Here is a 23,721-nt window from a genome sequence, read left to right on the forward strand (position 1 = left end):
CCATTTCCCCTTTTCGACGGGTCAATCTGCGGGTGAACCTGATAGAGAGAGGAGTTCTTCTGCAAAACCCCGGACCTTCGAAAGACATTAACCCACAGAACTACAACTGATTTCCCATGAACGGCGCCCTCCTGAGTCGTGTATCCCTGGCGATCTCGTCGGGGACCATCGTCGTCACGTCGCGTGCAGCGGCATCTCCCCCACGCGCAGGGACCATCTTAACCAGACCGGAAAATAGACCCGATCTCAGGACGGCGTCATGAAGATCTGCTGTGCCGAGGTCGAGACAGGGGTGACGGTGGCCGAGAGCCTTGTGCATGCCGCCCGGTGCATCGCCGCCGCCGCCCGCGCCGGGGCCGATCTCGTCCTCTTCCCTGAGCAGTTTGCGACGGGGTGGTCGCCGGTGCACCCGGTGGCCGCCCCCTCCCTCCTCCCGGCCCTTGCAGAGAGTGCGGCCGGTCATGGGGTCTGGGTCGTCGGGTCCTCGATGGAAGGAGAGGAGATGCCGCAGAACACCGCCTGGGCCGTCGGGCCTGACGGCGAAGTCCATGCCCGCTATGCCAAGGTCCATCTCTTCACCCCCCTGGGTGAAGATCAGACCTGCTCGGCAGGCGACCGTCCGGCGGTCTTTGATGCCGGCGGCGTCCGCTTCGGGCTTGCGATCTGCTATGACCTCAGGTTCCCTGAACTCTTTCTTCATTATGCCGGGTGCGGGGTCGAGTGCATCCTCGTCCCGGCGGCATGGCCGCGTGAGAGACGCTCCCAATGGGCTGTCCTGGCAAGGGCACGGGCCCTTGATGCAGGATGTTATCTGGCGGGCGCGAACGCGTACGGTGGGTCGTGCATCGTCGCCCCTGATGGCGATCAGATCGGAGAGCGGCGCGGGAGAATAGTCTATGGTGCGCTCGACCCGTCGAGGGTCGCCGGGATGCGCGCCTCGATCCCGATCATGAGAGACCGGAGGCCTGCTCTCTATGCACAGTGGGAGGACAGACGGTGAAAGGTGACGAACACCTCAGCATCAGCCTTGCAACGGCCGCAACGGTCCTGGCCCCGCTCCTGCTCACTATCCCGCCAGGGTGGACGGTCGCCGCCCTCTTCGGGGTCTTCATCGGTGCGCTTGCTCCCGATGCCGACGCTAACGACTCGGCGATCTTTCACACCCGTATGCCTGGCAGGCGCAACAGACGGGTCTACTTCCTCCCGATCTTCGGCTACGGGATCAAGTACCTTGTTTACTACCCGATCTCGCTCCCCTTCATCCTTCTCCTCGGCGAGCGCGGGATGCCCAGGCACCGTGGGCTCCTCCACTCTGTGATCGGGCTCGTCCTGATGACCCTGGTCGTCGGGTTCTATGCCTGGCTCCTCGGGACGGCACTGCTTGGCTTCCCCTGGAACGAGACCGTCGTGGCCTTCCTCCTCGGCCTCTTTGGTGGAGCGGTCTTCCACCTCCTCGAGGACTCGTGCACGAAGAGCGGGGTTGCCTGGCTCTTCCCCTTCTCAGGGCACCGGACACGGGGGGGGATCACCACCGGCAACGGCGACCGCCGCCCGATGCTCTATGCCGGGGTGATGAGCGCGGGGGCGGTCGGTATCTTCGCGGCCTCTGTCATGGGCCTGGTGCCGGCAGAGTTCGTCCCCTGGAGTGGGGCGGCGACCGCCGGCGTGCTCTGGGTGGTCTTCCTGATCGTCAGTCGGTTTGGGAGATAGGGTGATGGATTTCGCCTGGGGTGCGACGGCCCCTTGATCAAGACCACTCTCGCCTCTCTCCTGGAGAAGAGAAGATTGGAGAGGGTTGTATCGTCTTCATGAAGGATCAGGATCGTCCATCACCCGGCCGAAATTTTCGGCACTGGCACCAACCCAGACCAATCCTGATCTCCTCCCCCAAGCCGAATTTTCATCTACCCGGACGACCAACATTCTCCTATGTATCGTCTCTCGTGCATCCACTGTGGTGCCGAATACGCGCCCGGCGAGATCATCTATACATGCCCGAAGTGTGGACACCTGCTCACCGTCGAATATGACCTGAATACCATCTCCGTGACCAAGGACGAGTGGGCCCGCCGCCCCCTCTCGGTCTGGCGCTACCGGGAACTCCTCCCGGTCACCATCAAACCGGTCAGCCTCCAGGAAGGGGGCACGCCCCTCTACCACCTGGATCGGATCGGGAAAGAACTCGGTCTCCCGCACCTCTATGCCAAGCATGAAGGGATGAACCCGACCGGCTCATTCAAGGACCGGGGGATGACCGTCGGGGTCTCGATGGCCCTCCAGCTCGGGATGAAGAGCGTGGCCTGTGCGAGCACCGGCAACACCTCGGCCAGTCTGTCTGCATACGCGGCGAAAGCCGGCGTCCCGGCAGTCGTCCTCCTCCCGGCAGGCAAAGTCGCCCTCGGCAAGGTCGCCCAGGCCCTGATGCACGGCGCCAAAGTGATCGCAATCAAAGACAACTTCGACCGCGCCCTTGAACTGGTCCGCGAGCTCTGTATCAAACACGGGATCTATCTGTTGAACTCGGTCAACCCCTACCGTCTTGAAGGACAGAAGACCATCGCGTTCGAGGCCGTCGACCAGCTCGGCGACGTCCCCGACCGTTTCGTCCTCCCGGTCGGGAACGCAGGCAACATCTCCGCGGCCTACAAGGGGCTGCGCGAGCTCGAAGGTCTCGGGTTCATCGACCGCCTCCCGATGATGACCGGGATCCAGGCGGCCGGTTCGCAGCCTGTGGTGCAGGCCGTCGAAGGCAGTCTCCCTGAGGTCGTGCCCCAGGCAAACCCTGAGACCGTGGCCACCGCGATCAGGATCGGCGCACCGGTCAATGCCGAGAAGGCCCTGACCGCGATCAGGGCGACCGGCGGCACGGCCGCGGCGGTGACCGACGAAGAGATCCTCAGCATGCAGCGCGATCTTGCCCAGAAGGAGGGGATCGGGGTCGAACCCGCCTCTGCGGCCTCGGTCGCGGGGATCAAGAAACTTGTTGAGGAAGGGGCGATCGACAGGGACGAGCGGATTGTCTGTGTCGTGACCGGGCACCTCCTCAAAGATCCAGAGACGGTGATCAAACAATGTCAGCCTCCGATCGAGATCGAGGCCACCGAGCAGGCCTTGCTCTCTGTCTTGCACTTATAATCACGCTTGCGGTGCCAGTCTCGGCCTTCAATGCAACGGTCGAGGTGCTCCCTGGAGGCGATGCCTACCAGGGGGCGGTCACCCTTGTCAACGAGAGTGAATACTCCTTCTGGAAACCAGGGCATCTTGGTGAGACCCTCACATTGGAGGTGGAGAATGTCACGGTCTCCGGGGAATGCGGGACAAATTGCACCTATACCTGGGAGAATAAAAATACCGTCTCTTTCGAGCAGGGCAACGTGACCGTGGGCTATGAGGCCGAGGTCAAGAGCAGAGACCTCCAGGTCCTCATGACCGAACCTTCCAATATCACCCTCACCCTGCCAGAAGATCTCATGGTCTCCAACCCCCTCCTCGGGTGGACAAGCACCGGTGCCGAGGTAAAGGAGGAAGAAAACGGGACTACTATGGTCCAGTGGGAGAATACCCGGTACGCTGAAGTCCGTTTCTATGACTCAGGTCAGGAACAACTTCTCTATATCTTCGGTTCTGTCTGGGTGGCGGTTGCGGCGGTGCTCCTCTTCCCGTACCTGCTCCTCCGCCGGCAGAGGCCGCCTGAGATCCCTCCGCCTGAAAAGCCCTAACTAAGACCGACTCAACCCTGGAACCCCTGGGCTCATCGGGGCCACCGCCCTCGTGCCTGCCGCCGCCCTGGGGCATCTTCAATACAGGGTTCTTAGTTTCTTTTTTCTCCTTCAATTCAGGACATCTTCAGACGACCGTGACCTCGATCCAGCGTTTCGCGATCCCGGCGTCCTGTTTCAGGTATAGGTGCCTGGCCTGCACTCATGAGATGCCGAGAGACTGATCTCTGCCTGGTGGGTGGAGTTTGCCTCTGCATGGAAGATCGCCGGGTCGATCCCGATCAGGAGCCCGCCAGGTATTGGGCACTGCTCTTCCTGAGCAGCACCGGTGCCCGACTACCTCCTCGTCACCCCTCCTGGTGTAGGCCACGACCGATATCGCTGCGATGAGAAGGCCAAGTACGATACACTCGATGAGCATATCCCAGAACTCTCCTGGGGTGAATATCTTCTCGAACTGAAATGCATCCTTCCAGAAATTCGAAACCCTCTCCTCCACCGGACCCCCAGGGAATGGCGATTGGAGGGGAATCGCTGAAGGATAGATCTGGCGAGGGTCATCTATTCTGGATCGAGTGCATGCCGTCTGCTTCAAGGTTACCTTCATTCTCCCAATTGTGAGGCAGGGGGACTGGGGGGCGGCACACCCCCGGCAGAAGATATGCATTCAAAATTTCTGGAAAGGAGTGCTTCGGTTTGAGGGAATGTTCAGGCTTTAGGGAGTGTATGGATATGCGTTTCGCGAGACGTGTGTCGCCGTCTCGCGCCTGGGACCTCCACCCCTGGACCCCCAAGGATGAAGATTGAGGGGAAGGCACAATCGATGGACATGAAGGGGGGGTGCGCTCCCCAGTTCTATCGTGACGCCGGGAACCTGGGGGTGCACCCCCCGCAGAGATAACAACTTTGAGGATTATTACAGAGCCCATAAATGATATATGCCTGTGGATATATCTCCTCGTGTAGGAAGGTCATTGATCTCCTGAACGAAATCCTGCCAGCATCCTCCAGACACTCGGGAGTTCCAGATGGGGGTGAAGGGAGAGAGAACACTATTCAGAAGAGGGTATCATTTTTCCACTGGAAAGGTGGGAGAAAGAACAATGAGAAAACATATCGGAGCACGATTTTGGGGTGTGCTTCTGGGAGTAGTCCTCATCGGAGCGATCTTTGTTCCACAGGTCAGTGCTGATAAGTCTGGCGGAAGCTGGATTGATTCTTTTGATCAATGGGTTGAACCGCGTGATATGTCGATGTATAACAAAGAGATCATCATCGAAGAACCCAATTACACGATGAGTCCTGAAGAGGTGGAAAGAACCCCGGGGCTGGTGGTTCTCGATAAAAATGCAAGTCTCTGTTTCTTTGAGTCGGGGATGAAAATAGATTCTTTTCAAGGCTATACAGTACATCTGACGGCTATTGATGATTCGGCAGAGGCAGTTGAACCAGAGAGAGAAGACGATGATGATAAGTGGATGAACTGGACAACTCCGTGGCGCCGGTCTGGAGACGCCATGGAAGGTCTCTCGTCACTCTCAGAATTATGTATGCTCCTCACTCCGAAAAGTGGAGATGGAATATTCTGATTAAATGGCCCCTGTAGAGACCTTCACCAATTCTCTGTGTGAGTGTGGACTCCCTGCCTTCCCCATCATACGCGCTGAGGGGGGCGATTCTGGGTCCTAAATCTTGATCCTTGTGGTCCTCTGAGCGGCACGTGCCCCCGGCACGAGGGTGTGGGAAGGCATGATGATCCGACGTGCTGCCCCCACTCGTAGGATCTTTCCTGCCGTCTCGCCCCGGCGAGGGTGCACCCCCCTGACCCCTTCCATGACGAAGAAAGACGGTTGCGTCGAGTGAACATGATCCTCCCCTGCTCTTCAGTCTTGAAAAAGAGAGACCACGCGACAAGAAATTTTCATCTCATATGCGTGAACCCGGAAGGTTCATGCCAGATTCTACAGAGCCCAAAAAAAGAGATCAATGCCTGGATGGCAGAATGGAGCTGAAAAAGGATGAAATATTATCCCAGTTCGTCCCACTTTCTCCGGCCCCTGAAGTGCACGACCCCGACGATAATCAGGACCACCAGCACCCCGATTCCAATATAAAGGGGCCATGAACCAAGTTCAAGGGAGAACCCCGCGCCGACCTCTTCTTTGAGGGCGTTCCCGAAGTCCAGCGTATCAGATGCCTTCTTGTCGGCCTCTTCTCCCTTTATCCTGGCTGCAGCATAGTTCTTATCATTCATCTTGTCGTTTGCTGCAGACAGGGACTGGGCCGCGATATCGCGTTGTGTTTTAAGACTGACCACCCGCTGGTCAGTCTTCATGCCTCTCTCGTTCTCGAAGTAGGTGACCAGGCCATCGATCTCATTGATCTTTGCCTGGGCATCGTCGATCTCTGTCCTGGCCCATGCTTTCGAGAGTTCGGACTCGGCGGTATCCATTGCCTCCTTTGCGGTGGTCAGGTCCGCAGCTGCTGCGGCATAGTCGGTGGTGGCGTCGGCCCTGTTGAGCGCGGCCTTCGCCTCATCGTACTTTTTCTGGGCGGTTGCAGTGTCGACCCCGAGTTTTAGTTTCTCCTCGATCTCAGTCCCCAGGGCATCAAGCCGGCCCTTAGAAGTCTTGAGATTTGAATCTACGTTCTGAGGGCTTACAACCTTACGTTTCAGGGTGTATTCACTGTTTGAAACGACCTTCTCCTCATCGTTGACCTGGGTGATCCTGACCAGCACCTTCTCCTGGTTGCTGGTCACTGTCGGAGCTTTTCCTTCAAAGGTCACCTTCAGAACGACATCTGTGTTGTCTTTAGGATAGGCGAGATCCCATCCGAGGATACGGAGATATCTGGACGAAGAGACCTTTGGATCACGGAAAACATCTCTTCCATCCACTTCCAGGGAATAAGTCCACTTAGGGTTTTCGAATTCAGAGTAGAATTCAAGAACCTCATCATCAGGGAAGGTGTCATCTCCGCTGCCCTCAAAGTTGATGGTCATTCCGGCCGTTGCTTTCTGGCCGGGGGTGAGGTCGCCAGACGCGGGGTCCACGTCAGGCGCCCTGCTAAGGTCATAATTTCCTCCATCGACATAACTCGATGCTGCTGCCCCCTGGACACAGCAGAGAGCAACAAGCAGTCCAATCAACACTCCGACAATCTGTTTCATCTTTCCCTCACTCGAACAACGGGTCTATCCCTGCATCGTCAAACATTGAGGTACGCTTCTCTTTTGATCTGATCACTTCTTCCTTGGTCTGCTTTGCGATCTCAAAGAGGTCACGCACCCTCGGCGCCTCGCCGATGGTGGAGAGGACGACGACCGCCGCGACATAGTTGCTGTCCACGGGGTAATCGCCGCCACGCACCTCGACACCTGCGATATTCTCTTCGACCCAGCTCTTCGCCTTCTCGACTCCTTTCCGGTCCATCTCAGACGAATTGCCCGCCACCAGCACGAGCGCGCGCTCTGCAGTCGAATAATCGCAGGGGAGAGTGAGACGGCCAAGCATCGCACGCCTGACCAGGGCGATCACCTTCGCCGACTTGTCTTCTCCGGTCAGCACCTCTTCAGCGGTATCTTCTTCCTTCGCAAACGTGTCGCGCAGACCACCGAAGAGCCCCTTCTTCTTCTTGGTCCGCTCGCTCACGACCTCGGTAACGGCATATCCCACGCTGGAGATCCCGCCGCCTCTCAGGGTGTTGATCACCTCAGAGGAGTCGACGACCATCTCGCCGACGCCCGCCTTCCCAACCTCGCCGGCACGGAAGAGGACGCCGAAACGACGGACAATCTCTTCGTTCAGTCTGGAATAGGCGTTTTTAACACTCTCGCCCTCGTTCTTCCAGGCGGCGTTGTCGAAGACAAAGACGTTGTCTGCCTCATGGACAAGGGTCGAAAGACTCCTGGCTGCGTTGTAAGTATACAGTCTTCCCTCCTCAGGGGCCGGGAGAAGACCCACGGCATAGACAGGTTCACGGTAAATCCGCTTCAGGTGGCGGGCGAGAACCGGAGACCCACCTGACCCGGTACCCCCGCCAAGCCCGGCGACGATGACGAAGGCATCGATGTCATGGGTGCCCCGCGTATCGATCGCGTTGATGATCGAATCGATCTCGTCGGCGGCGATCCTGGCGCCGGTGACATTGTCGGTACCTACCCCGTGCCCTTTCACGACGGTCTGACCGATCAGAATCCGATCTTTCATCTCGATGTTCTTCAGTCCCATCAGGTCAGTGCGAGCGGTGTTGACGATGATACCCCTGAAGTTATTCGAGCCGGATCTTCGATCCTGCTCGATGAACATGTCAACGACTTTACCGCCAGCCTGACCGAATCCTATGAAAAATACCCTCATTCAGTTTACACCATCCAGTCGGCTACCACAGATGCAAGGACACTATGTAGCTGGTATCTAGCTAATAGTACAGTTCTCTCCAGAGTTCAAAAACTTTCTTATGCGCTTTTGATGATACACAGTATTGCAGAATATGGATATTTGTATCATAGGAGGTGGGCTCACCGGCCTTGTCGCCGCCCTCCCCCTCTCAGAGACCTCTGAGGTTACCATCCTTGAGAAAAAACCACTTCTCGGGGGATGTATGGCGTCGTACCAGAGAGACGGCTACTGGATCGAGCAGTACTATCACCACTGCTTTGCTGGCGACCATCATCTCTTCTCCCTTCTGGACGATCTCGGGCTTAAGGATCGTCTTGAGTGGCTCAAGGGCTCGACTGGATATTATGTGGACGGCAAGGTCCACCCGTTGACAAGTCCCATGGAGATCGTGCGCTACCCCCACCTCTCCTTTCTCGATAAAGCCCGTCTGGGGGTGCTCACCCTCAGGGCAAAGGGGATCGATCTCGCTCCCCTTGACGATGTCCCGGCCGGGGAATATATCAGAACACACCTCGGCGAGCGCATCTACACCTCATTCTTCGAACCGCTCCTCCGTAGCAAATTCGGAGACCGGCGCGACGAAGTCTCAGCCGCATGGCTCATCTCCAGGATTGCCATCAGGTCTGACCGCGGGGTCGAGGGGGAGCGGCTCGGCTACCTCAACGGGGGCTGGCACCTCCTCATCGATGGCCTTGAAGAGCGGCTTCTCGAGAAAGGGTGTACGATCGAGAAGGGAACCCCGGTCACCTCCCTTGCACAGAAGGGTGAGAAGTGGCTGGTGAACGGCCAGGCATATGATGCCGTGCTCGCCACCATCCCCCCGCAGGAGATCAGGCGGATCAGCGGGGACGAGACCTTCTCCTCCATCCCGTACCAGGGCGCGGCCTGCATGACCATCGGGCTTGACCGGGACGTGACCAACGGGATCTACTGGCTGAATATGAAGGACAAGGCGCCGTACGGGGCCGTGGTCACTCACACCAACTTTGCGCCTCGATCACGCTACGGCGAGGACATCGTCTATCTTGCCTCGTATTTTGCCGGCGAACCGGTGCCAGGGTTGAAAGAGCGGATGCTCACCGACTTCAGGCGGAGGTTCTCGATACCTGAAGAGGCGATCCACTGGAGCGAGCTTGCTGTCGAACACTTTGCCGGCCCGGTGTACACCACCGGATTTGCCGGGCTCATCCCGGCCTACGAGGGGCGCGGGCTGTACCTTGCCGGGATGTTCTCGCGTCCCAACTACCCTGAACGCTCGATGGAAGGGTCGATCATTGCCGGGCTTGAGGTGGCCGACCGGATCAGGGGAGGCCACGATGACTGAAGAAGGAGTTTCAGTCATTCTCCCCGTCTTCAATGACAGAACCGCACTTGAAAAGGCAATCCCAGGATCTGCCACCGCCCTTGCAGAGATCACCGATGCTTTCGAGGTGATCGTCGCAGAGGACGGCAGCACCGACGGGAGCCCTGAGTTCGTGGAGGCCTGGCACCGGAAAGACCCGAGAGTCCGCCTCCTCCATGCCGACGAGAGACTTGGCCGCGGCAAGGCCCTGAACCGGGCGATCGCATCAGCGCGCTATAGCACGGTCTGCTATTATGACGTCGACCTTGCGACCGACCTTGTGCATCTCAAGGAACTTGTCAGGGCAATCCAGGCGGGGGCCGACATCGCGACCGGATCGCGTCTCCTCCCTGACTCTGAGATCATCAGGAGCGGCGGGCGCGAGGTCGCGAGTCGCGGCTACAACTTCCTGGTCAGGACCATCCTCCGCAGTCGCCTTCATGACCATCAGTGTGGGTTCAAGGGTTTCAACCGCGACCGGGTTCTCCCTCTCCTCGACCACGTAACCGCCCCTCACTGGTTCTGGGACACCGAGGTACTGGTCCGCGGGCAGCATGCTGGCTACGTGATCAAGGAGTTCCCGGTGGTCTGGCGGCAGGGGCCAGGGACGACGGTGCGGTTCAAGGACGTCTTCTCGATGGGGTCGCAGATCCTTGGGCTCTGGTGGCATCTGCATGTGGCGAAGGACTAGTGCGATTGTTGTCCCGACAGTCATCGCCGTTGGGATCCTTGCATATATGCTCTGGAGGGTCTGGGACGACCTGCTCATGACCCTCTCGCATATCGAGCCGATCTATCTGGCCATAGCCACCGGCATCTGCATCCTTGCCTGGGTACTGCGCGGGTGGCGGTACCAGGTTATCCTCAGGGGGATGGCGATCAGGACGTCGCTCTCCTTCTCCACGGCATGTATTTTCCTCTCCCAGACTGCAAACCTGATCATCCCGGCGCGACTCGGCGACCTGGTCAGGATCTTTATTCTCAAGCACGAGAGACTGGCGACCTACTCGCAGGGCATCTCTTCGCTGGTGGTGGAGCGGGTCTTTGACGTGGTGACGGTGGCCATCCTTGGCGTGGTGGCCCTCCCCTTTGTCGTGGGAACGCCTGAATGGTACCTGCCTCTCATCCTCCTCCCGATCGCGGGGGGGGCCGCCTTCGCCCTCTTCCTCTGGGTGATGGGCGACCGGACCTCAGAGAACCGGATCCTTGGCATTATCTTTCGGATGTTCTCAGAGATCAGGGAGGCCTCCCTTCACCCCAGGGCCATACTCCTCCTCGGGGTCTCGTCGGTCGGGATCTGGATCGTGGATATCCTGGTCTGCGCCATCGTTGTCCTGATGTTTGGTGAGCAGATCCCCTTTGCCGTGGTCGTGCTGGCAGTCGTCGTCGGCAACCTTGTCAAGGCGGTCCCGATCACCCCTGGCGGAGTCGGGACCTATGAGTTCGCCCTTGCCGTCACCTTTGAACTTGTCGGGACGGCGCCGGCCACGGCCACCGTCATCGCGGTTGTCGACCATCTCATCAAGAACGGGGTCACCCTCTTTGGTGGGGTGGGGGCGCTGTACTTCTTTGGCGACTGGTCGGTCGCCCTGATGAGACGTTCATTCAAGGAGGGGATCTCAGAGGAGGAACTGCGTGAGCCCTGAGGTCCAGGCTCTTATGCTCCTCTCCTGGCTCTTCCTGGTCAAGATACTCCAACTCTCTCTCTGGCCTGCCCTCAGGCCGGCCTTCAAGGATTATGCCTATCCAGCCGCATATCCGGCCTCTCTTCTCCTCTTCGGCGTGCTGACCTGGTATGCTGCGCTCATCGAGCTCCCGGTCCAGGTCGCTCTGGTCCCCTTCGCCCTCCTGGGGGGGTATGCCCTGTACAGGCGTGCATACCGGCCAGACGAACTGAGGCGCGCCTTCGTCTGGGACGCCGTCTTTCTCTCCTTCTTCACCATACTCCTCGCGGTCAGGTTTCTTGACCCGGCCATTGCCTACGCCGAGAAACCGATGGACCACGCCTTTCTCGCCTCGGCAATGCGTTTTATGAGTGTCCCCCCACCTGACCCCTGGTTTGCAGGCGGGGTGCTGGACATCTATTATTATCTTGGCTACTGGCTGATGGGGATGCTTGGGGTGACCGTGGGGGTTCCGTCGGCGGTCGTTTATAACCTGGCCCTCCCGACTATCTTCGGCGTGGCTGCGGTCTCGGTCTATGCAATTGGTCGTCTTCTTATCCCGAAATTTGCATGGCTCCCGCTCGGGGTGTTCTTCGCTGTGAACCCGGCCTTTGTCCAGCACCTCCTCTTCGAGGGGACCACACACTCGCTCCTCTGGAACAGCAGCAGGGTCATCGAAGGAACGATCAACGAATACACCCTTTTCTCCTTTCTCTGGGGCGACCTCCACCCGCACGTGATGGACATCTTCAACCAGGCCTTCTTCCTTTTCCTGGTCGTCTATGCCCTCACGCGCTGGCACGACCTTGCCTCGAAGGCACGCTGGGTCGTCATCGGGTGCGCCGCCCTCTCTCTTGGTTCGATGCCGGGGATCAACTCATGGGACGTTCTCCTGTACGCACCCATCACCCTTGGTGTGGGGTATCTCATCTGGCGGCGGGAGCATGACTCCAGGTTTCTTCTGGCCGTCCCGCCCCTGGGGGTCGCGGTCTATGCCCCCTATTATCTCCAGCTCAACAGCGCCGGGTTTAGTGGGTTTGGGGTGGTCACGGCAGCCTCAGACCCGGTCGAGTTCCTGCTCTTTCACGGATTCTTCCTTGCTCTCATCTATGCCTTCACCATACCAGACCTCAGGGTGCGCCCCTACCTCCTCGCGGTCCCGGTCGTCCTCGTCCTTGCCGGTTACCCGGCGGCGGCGATCGCCGCGCTCCCCCTTGCCGTCCTCCTCACCCGCACCCGCCTCGCACCTGCCGATATACTCGTGGTTGCAGGACTTGTCATCGTCCTCCTCTGTGAGTTTTTCTATCTCAAGGACAATATGGGGGCAGACTATCTCAGGATGAACACGGTCTTCAAATGCTACTCGGTCGCATGGCTCCTTATCGGCATCGGCACCCTGGTCTGGGCCGGGCAGTGGCTTGCAGGGCGGGGCGGTGCCGACCGGTTCACCGCGCGGCAGTGGCGGACACTTGGAGCGCTTGTCGTTGCGGCCCTGATCATCGTCCCGTTTGCAATCCCGGTCGTGGGTATCGGTCCTGCCTCTCTTGACGGGACTGCATGGCTCCAGAAGCATCATCCCGGCGACGCTGCGGGAATCGCATGGCTCAACCAGAAGGAGGGCGACATTGTCCTTGTCGAAGCGGTGGAGAAGGACTATGCCTATGGGTCTCGTGTTTCAGCATATACCGGGATCCCGACGGTTCTCGGGATGCCGTTTCATGAACAGATGTGGCGGAGCAATTGGACTCTCATCTCAGGGAGGCAAAACGACGTTCGCACGATCTATGAGGAGCCGGGCCTGAGCCTCGACCTGATGAAGCGGTATGGAGCGACCCACCTCTATGTGGGCGGGCTTGAACGCGAGATTTATGCCCTTGACCTGCCGACCGAAGGCCTGGTGCCGGTCTTTGAGTCGGGGGATGTGGTCATCTATCGGCGGGAGTGAAGGAAGATTTATCCGTTTCCCTGTTGAACTACTATGGCTGTTCAATCACACCTGATGATTGATGAAGGAGAAAACTACGCACTCCTGAATGAGGTGAGTTATGGCTAAGACCTATGTAAAATTTGAAGTTCCGGAAGAAATCCAGAACAAAGCACTCGAATCGCTTGAAATCGCACGGGACACCGGGAAGATCAAGAAGGGCTCCAACGAGGCCACCAAGTGCATTGAGCGCGGCACCGCCCAGCTCGTGCTCATCGGCGGCGACGTCGAGCCTGAAGAGATCGTGATGCACCTCGCACCACTCTGCGACGAGAAGCAGATCCCGTACCTCTTCATCACCAAGCAGAACGAGATCGGCGCGGCCAGTGGGCTGAACGTCGGCTCGGCGGCCGCTGCCATCGTCAAACCTGGCAAGGCAAAGGATCTTGTGGAAGAGGTTGCGAAGCAGGTCACCGAACTGAAGGCCTGAAGGAGGGTGCTCAATGGCAGATGGAACACCCGCAGAGGTCATCGAAGTGATCGGCAGCACCGGGATGCATGGCGAGGCCATGCAGGTGAAGTGCCGGATCCTTGACGGGAAAAACAAGGGCCGGATCATCACCCGCAACACGGTCGGCCCTATTCGCGAAGGCGACATCCTGATGCTCCTTGAGACTGAGCGCGAAGCGAAGAAATTGTCGAGGCGGTGAGAAGGATGGTCGACACCTATAAGTGCAGTTTCTGTGGCAAGGCAATGGAGCCAGGCACAGGGAAGCTCTTCGTCCGCAGGGACGGGTCGCTCTTCTACTTCTGCTCCACGAAGTGCCAGAAGAACTCCAAGCTCGGGCGTGTCCCCCGTAAGGTCGCCTGGACTGAGGCCGGCCGCAAGGCTCTCGGGAAGGAGTGAGCCTGGTGGAGCAGACCTTTGTGATGATCAAGCCAGACGGTGTCCAGCGTGGCATCGTCGGGGCGATCATCTCCCGCCTCGAAGCAAAGGGGCTCAAGCTGGTCGCGGCAAACCTGACCACTCTCTCTGAAGAGACGGTGATGGAGCACTATGCCGAGCATGTCGAGAAGCCCTTCTTCCCATCACTGAAGGCATATGTCATGTCAGGCCCGGTCCTCACCATGGTCTGGGAAGGCAAGGACGCGATCGCGATCGTCAGGAGGCTTGTCGGGGCGACCAACCCGGCTGAGGCCGCACCAGGGACGATCAGGGGCGATATGGGGATGGAGACCGGCAAGAACGTCATCCATGCCTCCGACGCTTCCGAAAGCGCCGCCCGGGAGATTGGGATTCATTTCACCAGGGACGAACTCGTCACCTACACCAGGATCGACGAGCCGGTCCTGTACGAGTAAATCTCTTGAGGGCCACTCAGGGCCCACTCCATTTTTTGGTTCTATTATCAGCGATGCTTCCAGAGAATGAGAATATGGGCTCTGTAGAAACTCCTCTTAATGAATCTCTCTGGCTGGGGGTTTGGCCGCCCCCGAACTCCCGCGACACGGGAGGTCGAGGATGGCAGCACTCCTGTCACAGTTGCCCGTAATGCCTTCCTCCCTATCTCCCTCCCCGGGGTCCGGGGATAGAGTTCCCGGCGCGAGGCTATGGGAAGGCGGATGACACGCATTTTCCCCACGATAAGTGGGGGTTTCTACAGGGCCAGAAAATGACTCTTCTTTGATCGCTTCTGGTGGAGATCGATCTCATGTCTTCCCGTCACTTGCACCTGGTGGTATATTCGATGATCTGGGTGTGGGAATTGCCGTCTTCTCCTCTCTTCATCTCCAGGTGCGATCGAAGAAAAGACCAGGAAAGGTGAGGGTTGGGTCATACTTTTCACGAAGGGGGGAAGACACCGTCAGTCTCGCATCTCTCTTCAGCGGGATCCTCTCCTGGTAGTTCTCTTTGCCGGGAGGTTGGTCGCCTCTCCCTCCGCGTGAAGATAGGCGGCGGACGGTAATCCTCTTTTCATGGTCATTGAAGAAGGCGGGTGACACACATTTTCCCTACAACAGATGGGGTTTTCTACAAAGCCTTCTTTTCAGCTCTGTAGAATCCAACATGATCTTTGGGCTCAGGCATATGGGATGAAAATGATCATGGATCTTTGGGTCGTGCACTGATCTATTGTCCCTGCTTCAGAGCAAGACACCGAGGGGGACGATCATCGAATGGCCGCCCTCGCCCATCTCCGTCGTGGGGGGTTTGGGGGGTGCAATCCCCAAGCGCGAGATGATGGTGAACGTTCAATGATTGAGGGAGATCAATCTGATCGATGAGCCTTCCCACACCATCATGCTGGGGGCGAGTGCCGCCCGGATCCCCGGAGATGATGATAGGGCTGGGAAGGTGAATCGATGATCACAAAGGGCGAGTTGCTGTCCTCCGCATATCTTCGCGCGGGGGGTTTGGGGGGCGTGCCGCCCCCCGGCGAAGAGAACGATCAAAAGGGTTTACCATGAAAATGATCCTTATGTTCAATTCTGGAGTTATGACCGAGAATTCGAACACATAGATCTCCCTCATAACTACTATGCGGAGAAAGAAAAATCGCCCCCAGAACGATCGCTCTCTGCCTTCCCGGCCCTACCTTCGTCCCCCCGGAGCCCCCCACGACGAGGATAGGGTGGGGGGGTGGCGACGTGAACACGGTGAACACGGTCTCCACCGATTCTTCTGTCTTGATATGAGACAGCAAGTGACAAGAGATTTTCATAAAGGATGCGGAGATGTGCTCCCGCCTCATGAGCAATCTTACAAAACCCTTTTTTCTTGGCGATGTAGATATTGGGCATGAGGCGAGATCCGCCTCAAACTATCAATGAAGAATCTCTGATTTTTGAGTCGCTCCGCCGGGGCAAGAGTCTTCCTACATCCCTGCACCATGAGCTTAATCGAAGATCAAAGATCTTCTCAAACGTGCGTACGCTCGCATCCCCTGGACCCCCTGGAGGAAGATAGGATCGGGGAGGCGAACCGGTGGATCTGAAGAGAGAGATTTGCCGTCCACGACCTATTGCTCGTGCAGGGAGTGCGGGGGGTGGCCAAACCCCTGTCAGAGAGAGTTCCATCCGGAGGGTTTCCACTGAGCCAAAAAAAAGGATCTCGTCAGGCCGTGCTCATGTTCCTGACAAAGACCTCGAGACGCATGTTCCCCATCTTCCCGTCTCTCAGGAAATAATATGCCAGAACCCGGTCTTTGTTGTCGTACCAGGAGAACCAGTAGTTGAGGTTGTAGGTCTGTTTCTCGAAACCTGGCAGGGAGTCGTACGTGTCCTCGTCAGAGGTGATGACCATGTCGAACTTCCCTGACCTGAAGGTATTCTCGTCGATCTTTCGGCCGTAATAACTGATCTTCTCAGATTTGTCGCCCCGATAATACCAGGGGAGGGGCCAGTAGCGGTCCGAGGCGATGGCTGTGGCATTCGAGTCGTCGATGAGGGCCATCACCTCGCGCATATCCTCTGAGTTCTGGACCTGCACGATCGGTTCGTTCACGTCGGCCGGGACATAGGCCACGTGCCAGAGGACCGGCGCCAGGAATATTATAGATGCCAGGGCGATGAGGGCCTTCTTCTTTGTCATTGCATAACTTGCGACAAAGACCACCGGGAGGAGCTGGTGGATGATGAGCCAGGGCACCTTCTCGCCGATGTAGGCGTACGCTGCGATGGAGAGGAGCATCCAGACGATACAGAACCGGAAAAATTCCTCTTTTTTGTCGAAGGTCCGCAACGTGGGGACCGAAAGTCCGGCCTGCTGGAGAGAGGTCCTGACCAGGGAGTACATCGAGTCCTTCTCTTCCTGTTTTTTTCGGGCGTGGAGGAACTGGCCGATCCCGACGATGGCAAGGATGAAGATCGGGAGTTCGTACAGCAGGAAGAGAATGATATAGAAGAAGAACGGTCCGCCGATCCGTTCCTGCTCGTGCATCGCCCACCAGTGAGAGACAGCGTCGGGCACCCAGGTCAGCACCCGCTCGGGATGGACCCCGAACGAGGAGTAGAAGAGGACGACGACCCCTCCGAGGAGAAGGATGCTGAGGAGAAAGTCGCGCTTCCAGTGGGAGGGCAGGACGACCTTCTCTGTCCAGAGGAGATAGAGGATATAGAGCGCGAAGATCCCGAGGACGATCGGCATATTCTCCTTGCATGCCAGACCCAGTCCGGTTGCGATCCCGGCAAGGGCCGCCCACCTGGCCTGACCCCTCTCGAAGTAGAGGAGGAGGGCAAGCAGGAGTACGAAGGTGAGGAAGAGGATGAAGATATCGTTCCTGAGAAACCTGGAGAAATAGACTAGATTGGGCGAGATCGCGAGGAAAAACCCCGCAACCAGCGTCTGCCTCCGGTCGAGATAGCCGAGTTTGTGCAGTGGCCAGACCAGGGCGACGATCAGGACGCCGAGGAGGGCAGGTATCGCTCTCCCGACCAGGTCTGAGTCTCCAAAGAGGGCGAACATCCCTGCGGTCACATAATAGAGGAGCGGGCCATGGAACGACGGGTCGTAGAGATAGGTCCCTTCGGTCAGGAGTTTATATGAGAACCAGGCATGGATCGCCTCGTCATGATGGAAGAGTTTGAGGTCAAGACATGCAAACCGCAGGACTGCTGCAAGTATCAGGATAAAAAAAAAGATTCTCTCAGTAGAGAGAAATTGGTGGATTTTTGTGGCAGATCCTAGAGCTGGACCGCCGCTCACCTTGCATCAACTCTCCAGCACGATCTCGATGCCAATGTCCTTTGGCACCTGGATACGCATTAACTGCCTGAGAGCACGCTCATCCGCGTCGATGTCGATGAGTCGCTTGTGTACCCGCATCTGCCAGCGATCCCAGGTTGCAGTACCCTCTCCGTCAGGGCTCTTTCTGATCGGAACGACCAGTTTCTTGGTGGGGAGGGGGATAGGCCCTGCCAGATTCACGCCTGTCCTCTCTGCAATCTCCTTGATCCTGTCACAGACCATCTCAACTTTGTCGTAGTCGGTCCCTGAAAGGCGTATTCTGGCTTTCTGCATGTCCTCACCCATCTACAGATTATCTCATCTGCTTGGCCTGGACAGCGACACACATGCCAGCTGCAATGGTTGAACCCATATCACGGACCGCGAAGCGACCGAGCTGCGGGATCTCCTTGACGTTCTCAAGGACCATCGGGCGGGTCGGTTTGATCTTGACGATCGCTGCATCGCCGGCCTTCAGGAAGGTCGGGTTCTGCTCTTTGACCTGGCCCGTGCGCGGGTCAAGCTTGCTGAGGAGCTCGGTGAACATGCAGGCGACCTGCGCGGTGTGGCAGTGGAAGACCGGGGTGTAGCCCACGGTGAGTGCGCTCGGGTGCTGGAGCACGACGATCTGCGCGGTGAACTCCTCGACAACCGTCGGCGGAGCGTCGATCGGACCGCAGACGTCGCCACGGCGGATGTCGCCCTTGCCAACACCGCGGACGTTGAACCCGACGTTGTCGCCAGGCAGCGCCTCGGGGATCTCTTCGTGGTGCATCTCAATGGACTTGACCTCACCGGTGACGTTGGCGGGCATGAAGGAGACCTTGTCACCCTTCTTCATGACACCGGTCTCGATACGACCTACAGGCACAGTGCCGACACCGGAGATGGTGTAGACGTCCTGGATCGGGAGACGGAGCGGCAGGGTGGTCGGCTTATCCGGCTGCTTCAGGGCGTCGAGCGCCTGGAGGACCGTTACACCCTTGTACCACGGGGTCTTGTCGGACTTCTCCTTGATGTTTGCTCCCTCGAATGAGGACATCGGGATGAACGGGATCTCTTCAGGCTTGAACCCGACCATCTTGAGGAGCTGCGAGAGCTGTTCCTTGACCTCGTTGTACCGCTTCTCATCGTACTTGACGACATCCATCTTGTTGATGCCGATGATGAGCTGGTTGATGCCAAGCGTCCTGGAAAGGAAGACGTGCTCCTTGGTCTGCTCCATGACACCGTCTGGTGCGGCGACGACGAGCAGTGCGGCGTCGGCCTGGGATGCACCGGTGATCATGTTCTTGATGAAGTCACGGTGACCAGGGCAGTCGACGACCGTGAAGTAGTACTTGTCGGTGTCGAAGCGCTTGTGCCCGATATCGATGGTGATACCGCGGTCGCGCTCTTCCTTAAGGCTGTCCATGACCCAAGCAAACTCAAAGGAGCCCTTGCCCTTGGCTTCGGCTTCCTTTCTAAAGCCCTCAATAATGTGCTGAGGTACGGTTCCTGTCTCGAACAGAAGTCGACCGACGGTAGTGGACTTACCGTGGTCGATGTGCCCGATAACAGCAAGGTTCATGTGTGGTTTATCAGTTGCCATAGTTATCCTCCACTCATGTATGGGACTGCATACACAGTCTGGTTGAAGCGAGTATCATATATTGGGCATTGATCTATATAAACCATTTTGATTCGCCTGTTCTCTCCGGGATTGCAGGGGGATACGCATGTATCGACACCCTCAAATCCCTAATCAAACAAACACTCACTGACCTATGAAAACTCTGGAATTCCACCACGATGAGGAGAAAGGCCGTGTCACGGTGACCTGCGCTACTGGCGAGGTCTCGGTGTACAGCCACTGCGCCTATTGTAAGCACTGCAATGGCGTCCAGGTGGGCAGACGGGTGCTCCCTTCGCCGCCGCAAAAAATGGTCAGTGGGCCCAGGGGGGCGGGCTTTGATGAAGAACTCCTCAACGCCGCGATGATGTTCAACTCCCTGGTTCGCGATGGAGAAGCGATCTCCTGCAATGACAAAGAGGGAGTCGGGTTTACTTCGATGTATCGCCGTTGAATTTTGCCTGTAATTCTGTGCGGAAGGATTCGAAGTCGAGTTCGTCGAGCTGGTCGGCCAGGTGCCGCCCGCTCCACGCCTTCCGGTAGATCCAGGTGACCACCTGTTCGATGACCGCAACGACCTCGTCCTCGCTCTCGACGGTGATGAGTTCTCGGCCAGGGTTGGGGTGCCGCCCGCGCCGTCCGCCGATAGTGATAAGGTAGTGACGGTACTCTGACTTCAGGAGGTCGAAAGGACACGAATAGATACAGATCCCACACTGGACACATTTTTCAGGGATCAGTTCTGAGATCCCGTTCTTGATGATGATCGCGGCTTCTTTGCAGTACCTGGCACAGGTCCCGCACCCGGTGCACATCCCTTCGATCCTGAGCGGGCGGATCCGTCCGACGATCCCGATCTCGTTGAGGACCGGGCTTGTGCAGGCGTTGGGACATCCTGAGAGGGAGATGCGCACCCTGATCGGCATCTCGCGTCCGAAGACCTTCTCGTCGATCCGTTTTGCCAGACCATAGGTCTCGATATTGGAGTATTTGCACCCCTCGGTACCCGGGCAGGCGATGATATTGACGATCTCGTCATACTCTGATCCCAGAGGGGTCCCGTTCTCCTTCAGGTCATGGGCGACCTCTTCCAGGTGGTCGGGGTCGATGTGCGGGATCTCCACGGTCTGGCGGGTAGTGAGGTGGACCTCTCCGTCACTGTATTTTTTTGCGATCTTACCGATACCGGCGAGTTTCTCGGCATCCAGAACTCCTGCCGGGATCCTGAGTCGCACCGCGCAGAAATCAGGGTTGCGTTCGGTGATCACGCCGCCCCTTTTGTATATCGGTTGATTTCTGGTCATCTTGAATAGGTCAGATGAGGAGCATAAATAGGTGTGTATGCCCTTCATAGGGCAAGGGCAAGGGCGACGGCCGCACGTGTGATCTCATTGGACGCCCCTGCGACATCGCCGTTAACTCCTCCGAAAAGATGGGTAGCCAGGCAGACGAGGAGGACCGCAACGAGAGCGGTCACGAGGAGTGCTCTGCCGATGAGGGCCGGGCCGAGGGGGAGGAGGAAGAGGGGGAGGACCAGGAGAAGGGCGTAGATGACAAAGCGTTTCTTTGCAAAGCTATGGAGATAGGCGTGGATCCCGTCGTGGAAAGGAGCGCCGAGCGTGGTGATCCAGGCCATCGCAAGTTTTGCGCAGACCTCTGCGGTGAGGACGACAAAGGGGACCGACCAGGCGGCGGAAAGTCCTTCGACCGCGATGAGGGTGGTGAGGAGTCCACATGCTACTCCTCCCGCGCCGATCTGCCGGTCGGTGAGGGCGGTGACCCGTTTCTCTCGGCTCCCATGGGCCATCAGGCCGTCGCCGAGGTCGAGGAGGCCGTCGAAGTGGTTGGCTCCTGAGACGATGATCGCGGTGGCAATGGCGGCAACCGCGGCGACGGCGGCATGATTTCCAAGGAGAAACGCGACGCCTGCGGCAATCCCGCCGATCACATACCCCGCGAGGGGGTAGAGCCAGGTGTACCTGGCAAAGGCGTCGAAGTCTGCGGGTCGTCCGAGGGGGAGGATGGTGCAGAACTGGAGGAGTGCCCTGAGGGCGTCAAGAGCCATTTAGTGTACTGGGTTTGAAGTATGATACAATAAGACATGTGATTTTTCTGGGTTCTGGAGAAGTGGGCAGGAAGCGGGAGTATGTCTCACGCATATGGGATGATAATTTTCGTTGCTGGATCATTCTTTTTCAAGAATGAAGAACCGGTGGGAACCTTGTTCCATCGCCGGCCCCACCTCTCTTCGTCGTGGGGGGTCCGGGGGGCATTCGCCCCCCGGTGCGAGATTCCAGGGAAGATGTTGCGATTGAGGGCGGCACGCCTGATCGACGTGCCTTCCCTCATGTTTGTGCCGGGGGCTCTGCCCCCGGACCCCCGGGACCACGATGAGAACGGGAAGGCAGAATAGATGACCATGACGGAGGGGGTACCGTCCTCGACCCATCGTGGTGCGGGGGCGGGGGGCGGCTAGCCCCACGCTAGAGAGTTCCATCCTGAGGGTTTCTCCAGGCCAAAAAACCATGAAGACAGGATGCAATCCTCAGCCAATCTTCATCGCCGGGGGTCAGGAAGTGCACCCCCGGTGCGGTCGATGAACTGGTATGAAAAGGAATATTTCTACAACGCTGGCCTACTCTCCATCTCCAGGAGCGAAACTCTCACTGTACAGCCGCGAGGTGTTCCCGGCGATGAGCCCGGCGACGGCGTCGTCAAGGAACGGTCCGAGTTCACCAAGGATGCCTGGTTTGTTCTGGTCATAGCGGGTGAACTCGAAACGGGCATAGGTGCCCCCGATGATCTCGGCGATGGCCATCCCGATGATCTCGTCGGAGAGAAGAAAGACAGGATCGTCGGCGATCTCGGAGTCGTTCCGGTTCTCATAGAGTTCTTCTTCGAGGAGAATGGCGCCGAGGAGGAGAGAGGAAACGTTCGGGTCCTGGTATGACGTCAGGATCTTCTTCTCAAGGCGTCCCCTCGCCTCGTCGGGGCTCATCCCGTGGGAGACATAGAGCCCCATCCCGGCGTCGACAATGGCTTCGGTGGTGATCCCTTTTGTTTTGAGCCGCGCTTCGATCTCAAACATAGGAGAATTTTTGGTCAGGCTCAATATATACATTAATATGACATTTCTCTCAGAGTCTCCTTCTATTGAGTATTCACGACCGCTCTTTGCAAGTGTCCTTGGAAATACTGCACTCTCGATGGTGCCCGGGGTGTCGGGTGCGGGGCCGTCCCCGAAAAAGACGGTCTACACCCCGATCCTCGACGCCGAGATGATCACCACCGGGGCGATCACCTCGATGCCGCTCAAACCCAACACCCCGACCGGGTGCCCGACGCCGGCGGTGATCACCAGGGCGATGACGGCGCTCACCGGGATCGACCCGGTCTTTGTGAATGCCGGACTTTTCAACCTTCCGACGGTGCCATGCGTCGATGTCTATGGGGCACCGGGCGGCGACCCGCGCGAGGGCGACGCCGTCCCTGCGGCCGGAGATCTTCTTTTGGCCGGCGAGCGGGTCGGCCGCCTCCTCTCCAGGTGCGCCGACTTCCTGGTGCTCGGGGAGTGTGTGCCTGGCGGGACGACGACTGCCCTCTGTGTCCTGCGTGCCCTCGGATACGAGGCCAGGGTCTCGAGCAGTTTTGTCGAGAACCCCGTGCACCTGAAGGAGGAGATCTGTAGATCTGTGGTAGACCGGGTAGAGCGTGAAGGGGTGACCGACGCCCTTGACGTGGTGCGGATCGGGGGTGACCCCATGATGCCGGTGGCCGCGGGGATCGCGAGTACCTTTGAAGGCACGCTCGTCTTTGCCGGAGGCACCCAGATGCTTGCCGTCGATGCCGTGCTCAAGGGGCTTGGCAGGCAGATGGTCCCGCTTGCCACGACCGAGTATGTGCGCACCGATGCCTCGGCAAACTTCGAGGAGGCCGTGGCCGCAGTGGGGGCGAAGGCCTATTATGTGGACCCGGACTTTGGGACCATCGGCGACGCGGGGATCGGCAGGTACTGCGAGGGCGAGGTGAAGGAAGGGATGGGTGCTGGCGGCGCCATGTTCCTTGCCCGCGTGATGGGATACTCGGAAGAGGAGATCAGGGCGGCCATCCTCTCCACGGTCATATCATTCAGATAATGCACCGGTCGTGTAGGGTCCTTATCGGGTTTGCACCCCCGGGCCCTCAACACACGATAAGAGGGGGGAACAGCGGCACCCTCGTCATGGTCGACAGTGTGCCTTCCTGGCATAGGTGAGGGGTATTCCTCCAGAAGAAGAGTTATCCTGGCCCTTTCTTCGCTCAGGAGGAGTTCGTGCTTCACCTGACCATGA

The 23,721-nt window shown here is 58.2% G+C and carries 24 protein-coding genes; 15 read left to right on the forward strand and 9 right to left on the reverse strand.

From position 1 onward, the window contains the following. Positions 1–259: 259 nt before the first annotated feature. The 4 genes from J2129_RS00685 (at position 260) to J2129_RS00700 (ending at position 3,719) form a co-directional block, all read left to right on the forward strand. On the forward strand, positions 260–1,000 hold the full coding sequence (locus J2129_RS00685) for a carbon-nitrogen hydrolase family protein (RefSeq protein ID WP_209628662.1): 741 nt from the start codon (positions 260–262) through the stop codon (positions 998–1,000). Continuing rightward, the gene (locus tag J2129_RS00690) at positions 997–1,710 is read left to right on the forward strand and encodes a metal-dependent hydrolase (RefSeq protein WP_209628664.1); all 714 of its coding nucleotides are present in this window, start codon (positions 997–999) and stop codon (positions 1,708–1,710) included. The genes J2129_RS00685 and J2129_RS00690 overlap by 4 nt, the downstream gene beginning before the upstream one ends. A gap of 219 nt (positions 1,711–1,929) precedes the next feature. After that, positions 1,930–3,135 (forward strand): threonine synthase, encoded by a 1,206-nt coding sequence (gene thrC, locus J2129_RS00695; RefSeq protein ID WP_209628666.1) that lies wholly within the window; start codon positions 1,930–1,932, stop codon positions 3,133–3,135. Further along, positions 3,072–3,719 (forward strand): DUF5803 family protein, encoded by a 648-nt coding sequence (locus J2129_RS00700; RefSeq protein WP_209628668.1) that lies wholly within the window; start codon positions 3,072–3,074, stop codon positions 3,717–3,719. Before thrC ends, J2129_RS00700 begins: the two co-directional genes overlap by 64 nt. Positions 3,720–3,921: 202 nt before the next feature. Here J2129_RS00700 and J2129_RS00705 read toward each other — a convergent pair whose 3' ends face one another. Next, entirely contained in the window at positions 3,922–4,218 is a 297-nt protein-coding gene (locus J2129_RS00705; RefSeq protein ID WP_209628670.1) for a hypothetical protein, read from the reverse strand. A gap of 529 nt (positions 4,219–4,747) precedes the next feature. Here J2129_RS00705 and J2129_RS00710 point away from each other — a divergent pair. Beyond that, positions 4,748–5,308 (forward strand): hypothetical protein, encoded by a 561-nt coding sequence (locus J2129_RS00710; protein WP_209628672.1) that lies wholly within the window; start codon positions 4,748–4,750, stop codon positions 5,306–5,308. A 437-nt stretch (positions 5,309–5,745) separates the two neighbouring features. On the opposite strand, the gene J2129_RS00715 is transcribed toward J2129_RS00710, so the two are convergent. Together J2129_RS00715 and J2129_RS00720 are read right to left on the reverse strand one after the other, a co-directional pair. Then, the gene (locus tag J2129_RS00715) at positions 5,746–6,891 is read right to left on the reverse strand and encodes a hypothetical protein (protein ID WP_209628674.1); all 1,146 of its coding nucleotides are present in this window, start codon (positions 6,889–6,891) and stop codon (positions 5,746–5,748) included. A 7-nt stretch (positions 6,892–6,898) separates the two neighbouring features. Continuing rightward, entirely contained in the window at positions 6,899–8,080 is a 1,182-nt protein-coding gene (locus J2129_RS00720) for a tubulin/FtsZ family protein (RefSeq protein ID WP_209628677.1), read from the reverse strand. A 133-nt stretch (positions 8,081–8,213) separates the two neighbouring features. On the opposite strand from J2129_RS00720, the gene J2129_RS00725 reads away from it, so the two are divergent. The 8 genes from J2129_RS00725 (at position 8,214) to ndk (ending at position 14,414) form a co-directional block, all read left to right on the forward strand. After that, positions 8,214–9,446 (forward strand): NAD(P)/FAD-dependent oxidoreductase, encoded by a 1,233-nt coding sequence (locus J2129_RS00725; protein WP_209628679.1) that lies wholly within the window; start codon positions 8,214–8,216, stop codon positions 9,444–9,446. After that, positions 9,439–10,155 carry a glycosyltransferase gene (locus J2129_RS00730; RefSeq protein WP_209628681.1) on the forward strand — a complete coding sequence of 239 codons (717 nt, stop codon included), beginning with the start codon at positions 9,439–9,441 and terminating at the stop codon, positions 10,153–10,155. Before J2129_RS00725 ends, J2129_RS00730 begins: the two co-directional genes overlap by 8 nt. Further along, positions 10,139–11,110, forward strand: a complete 972-nt coding sequence (locus tag J2129_RS00735; protein WP_209628683.1) for a lysylphosphatidylglycerol synthase transmembrane domain-containing protein — start codon at positions 10,139–10,141, stop codon at positions 11,108–11,110. The genes J2129_RS00730 and J2129_RS00735 overlap by 17 nt, the downstream gene beginning before the upstream one ends. Next, positions 11,100–13,073 (forward strand): DUF2298 domain-containing protein, encoded by a 1,974-nt coding sequence (locus J2129_RS00740; RefSeq protein ID WP_209628685.1) that lies wholly within the window; start codon positions 11,100–11,102, stop codon positions 13,071–13,073. The genes J2129_RS00735 and J2129_RS00740 overlap by 11 nt, the downstream gene beginning before the upstream one ends. Before the next feature lie 100 nt (positions 13,074–13,173). Next, positions 13,174–13,542, forward strand: coding sequence for a 50S ribosomal protein L7Ae (gene rpl7ae, locus J2129_RS00745; RefSeq protein ID WP_209628687.1), 369 nt, complete (start codon positions 13,174–13,176; stop codon positions 13,540–13,542). Positions 13,543–13,555: 13 nt separating this feature from the next. Beyond that, the gene (locus tag J2129_RS00750; protein ID WP_209628689.1) at positions 13,556–13,762 is read left to right on the forward strand and encodes a 30S ribosomal protein S28e; all 207 of its coding nucleotides are present in this window, start codon (positions 13,556–13,558) and stop codon (positions 13,760–13,762) included. Positions 13,763–13,767: 5 nt separating this feature from the next. After that, positions 13,768–13,959, forward strand: a complete 192-nt coding sequence (locus tag J2129_RS00755) for a 50S ribosomal protein L24e (protein WP_209628691.1) — start codon at positions 13,768–13,770, stop codon at positions 13,957–13,959. Between the two features lie 5 nt (positions 13,960–13,964). Continuing rightward, positions 13,965–14,414, forward strand: a complete 450-nt coding sequence (gene ndk / locus J2129_RS00760; protein WP_209628693.1) for a nucleoside-diphosphate kinase — start codon at positions 13,965–13,967, stop codon at positions 14,412–14,414. 1,753 nt (positions 14,415–16,167) lie between these two features. On the opposite strand, the gene J2129_RS00765 is transcribed toward ndk, so the two are convergent. The 3 genes from J2129_RS00765 to tuf are packed head-to-tail and all read right to left on the reverse strand — an operon-like array spanning position 16,168 to position 19,369. Further along, positions 16,168–17,757, reverse strand: a complete 1,590-nt coding sequence (locus J2129_RS00765; protein ID WP_209628695.1) for a flippase activity-associated protein Agl23 — start codon at positions 17,755–17,757, stop codon at positions 16,168–16,170. A gap of 6 nt (positions 17,758–17,763) precedes the next feature. Beyond that, entirely contained in the window at positions 17,764–18,072 is a 309-nt protein-coding gene (gene rpsJ, locus J2129_RS00770) for a 30S ribosomal protein S10 (RefSeq protein ID WP_209628697.1), read from the reverse strand. Positions 18,073–18,091: 19 nt separating this feature from the next. Continuing rightward, a complete protein-coding gene (tuf, locus tag J2129_RS00775; protein ID WP_209628699.1) occupies positions 18,092–19,369 on the reverse strand; it encodes a translation elongation factor EF-1 subunit alpha in 1,278 nt (425 codons plus the stop codon). 175 nt (positions 19,370–19,544) lie between these two features. Between tuf and J2129_RS00780 the strand changes: the two genes are divergently transcribed. After that, positions 19,545–19,844: a hypothetical protein gene (locus tag J2129_RS00780; protein WP_209628701.1), complete on the forward strand. Its 300-nt coding sequence runs from the start codon at positions 19,545–19,547 to the stop codon at positions 19,842–19,844. On the opposite strand, the gene J2129_RS00785 is transcribed toward J2129_RS00780, so the two are convergent. The 3 genes from J2129_RS00785 to J2129_RS00795 form a co-directional block, all read right to left on the reverse strand. Continuing rightward, positions 19,822–20,694, reverse strand: coding sequence for a 4Fe-4S binding protein (locus tag J2129_RS00785; protein ID WP_209628703.1), 873 nt, complete (start codon positions 20,692–20,694; stop codon positions 19,822–19,824). The two genes, J2129_RS00780 and J2129_RS00785, sit on opposite strands and share 23 nt — an antisense overlap. 44 nt (positions 20,695–20,738) lie before the next feature. Next, entirely contained in the window at positions 20,739–21,455 is a 717-nt protein-coding gene (gene cobS, locus J2129_RS00790; protein WP_209628705.1) for an adenosylcobinamide-GDP ribazoletransferase, read from the reverse strand. A 570-nt stretch (positions 21,456–22,025) separates the two neighbouring features. Then, entirely contained in the window at positions 22,026–22,478 is a 453-nt protein-coding gene (locus J2129_RS00795; protein ID WP_209628706.1) for a phosphatidylglycerophosphatase A, read from the reverse strand. A gap of 37 nt (positions 22,479–22,515) precedes the next feature. Between J2129_RS00795 and cobT the strand changes: the two genes are divergently transcribed. Next, the gene (gene cobT / locus J2129_RS00800) at positions 22,516–23,526 is read left to right on the forward strand and encodes a nicotinate mononucleotide-dependent phosphoribosyltransferase CobT (RefSeq protein WP_209628707.1); all 1,011 of its coding nucleotides are present in this window, start codon (positions 22,516–22,518) and stop codon (positions 23,524–23,526) included. Positions 23,527–23,721: the final 195 nt, after the last annotated feature.

The sequence above is a fragment of the Methanofollis sp. W23 genome (genome assembly GCF_017875325.1).
Lineage (GTDB): Archaea > Halobacteriota > Methanomicrobia > Methanomicrobiales > Methanofollaceae > Methanofollis.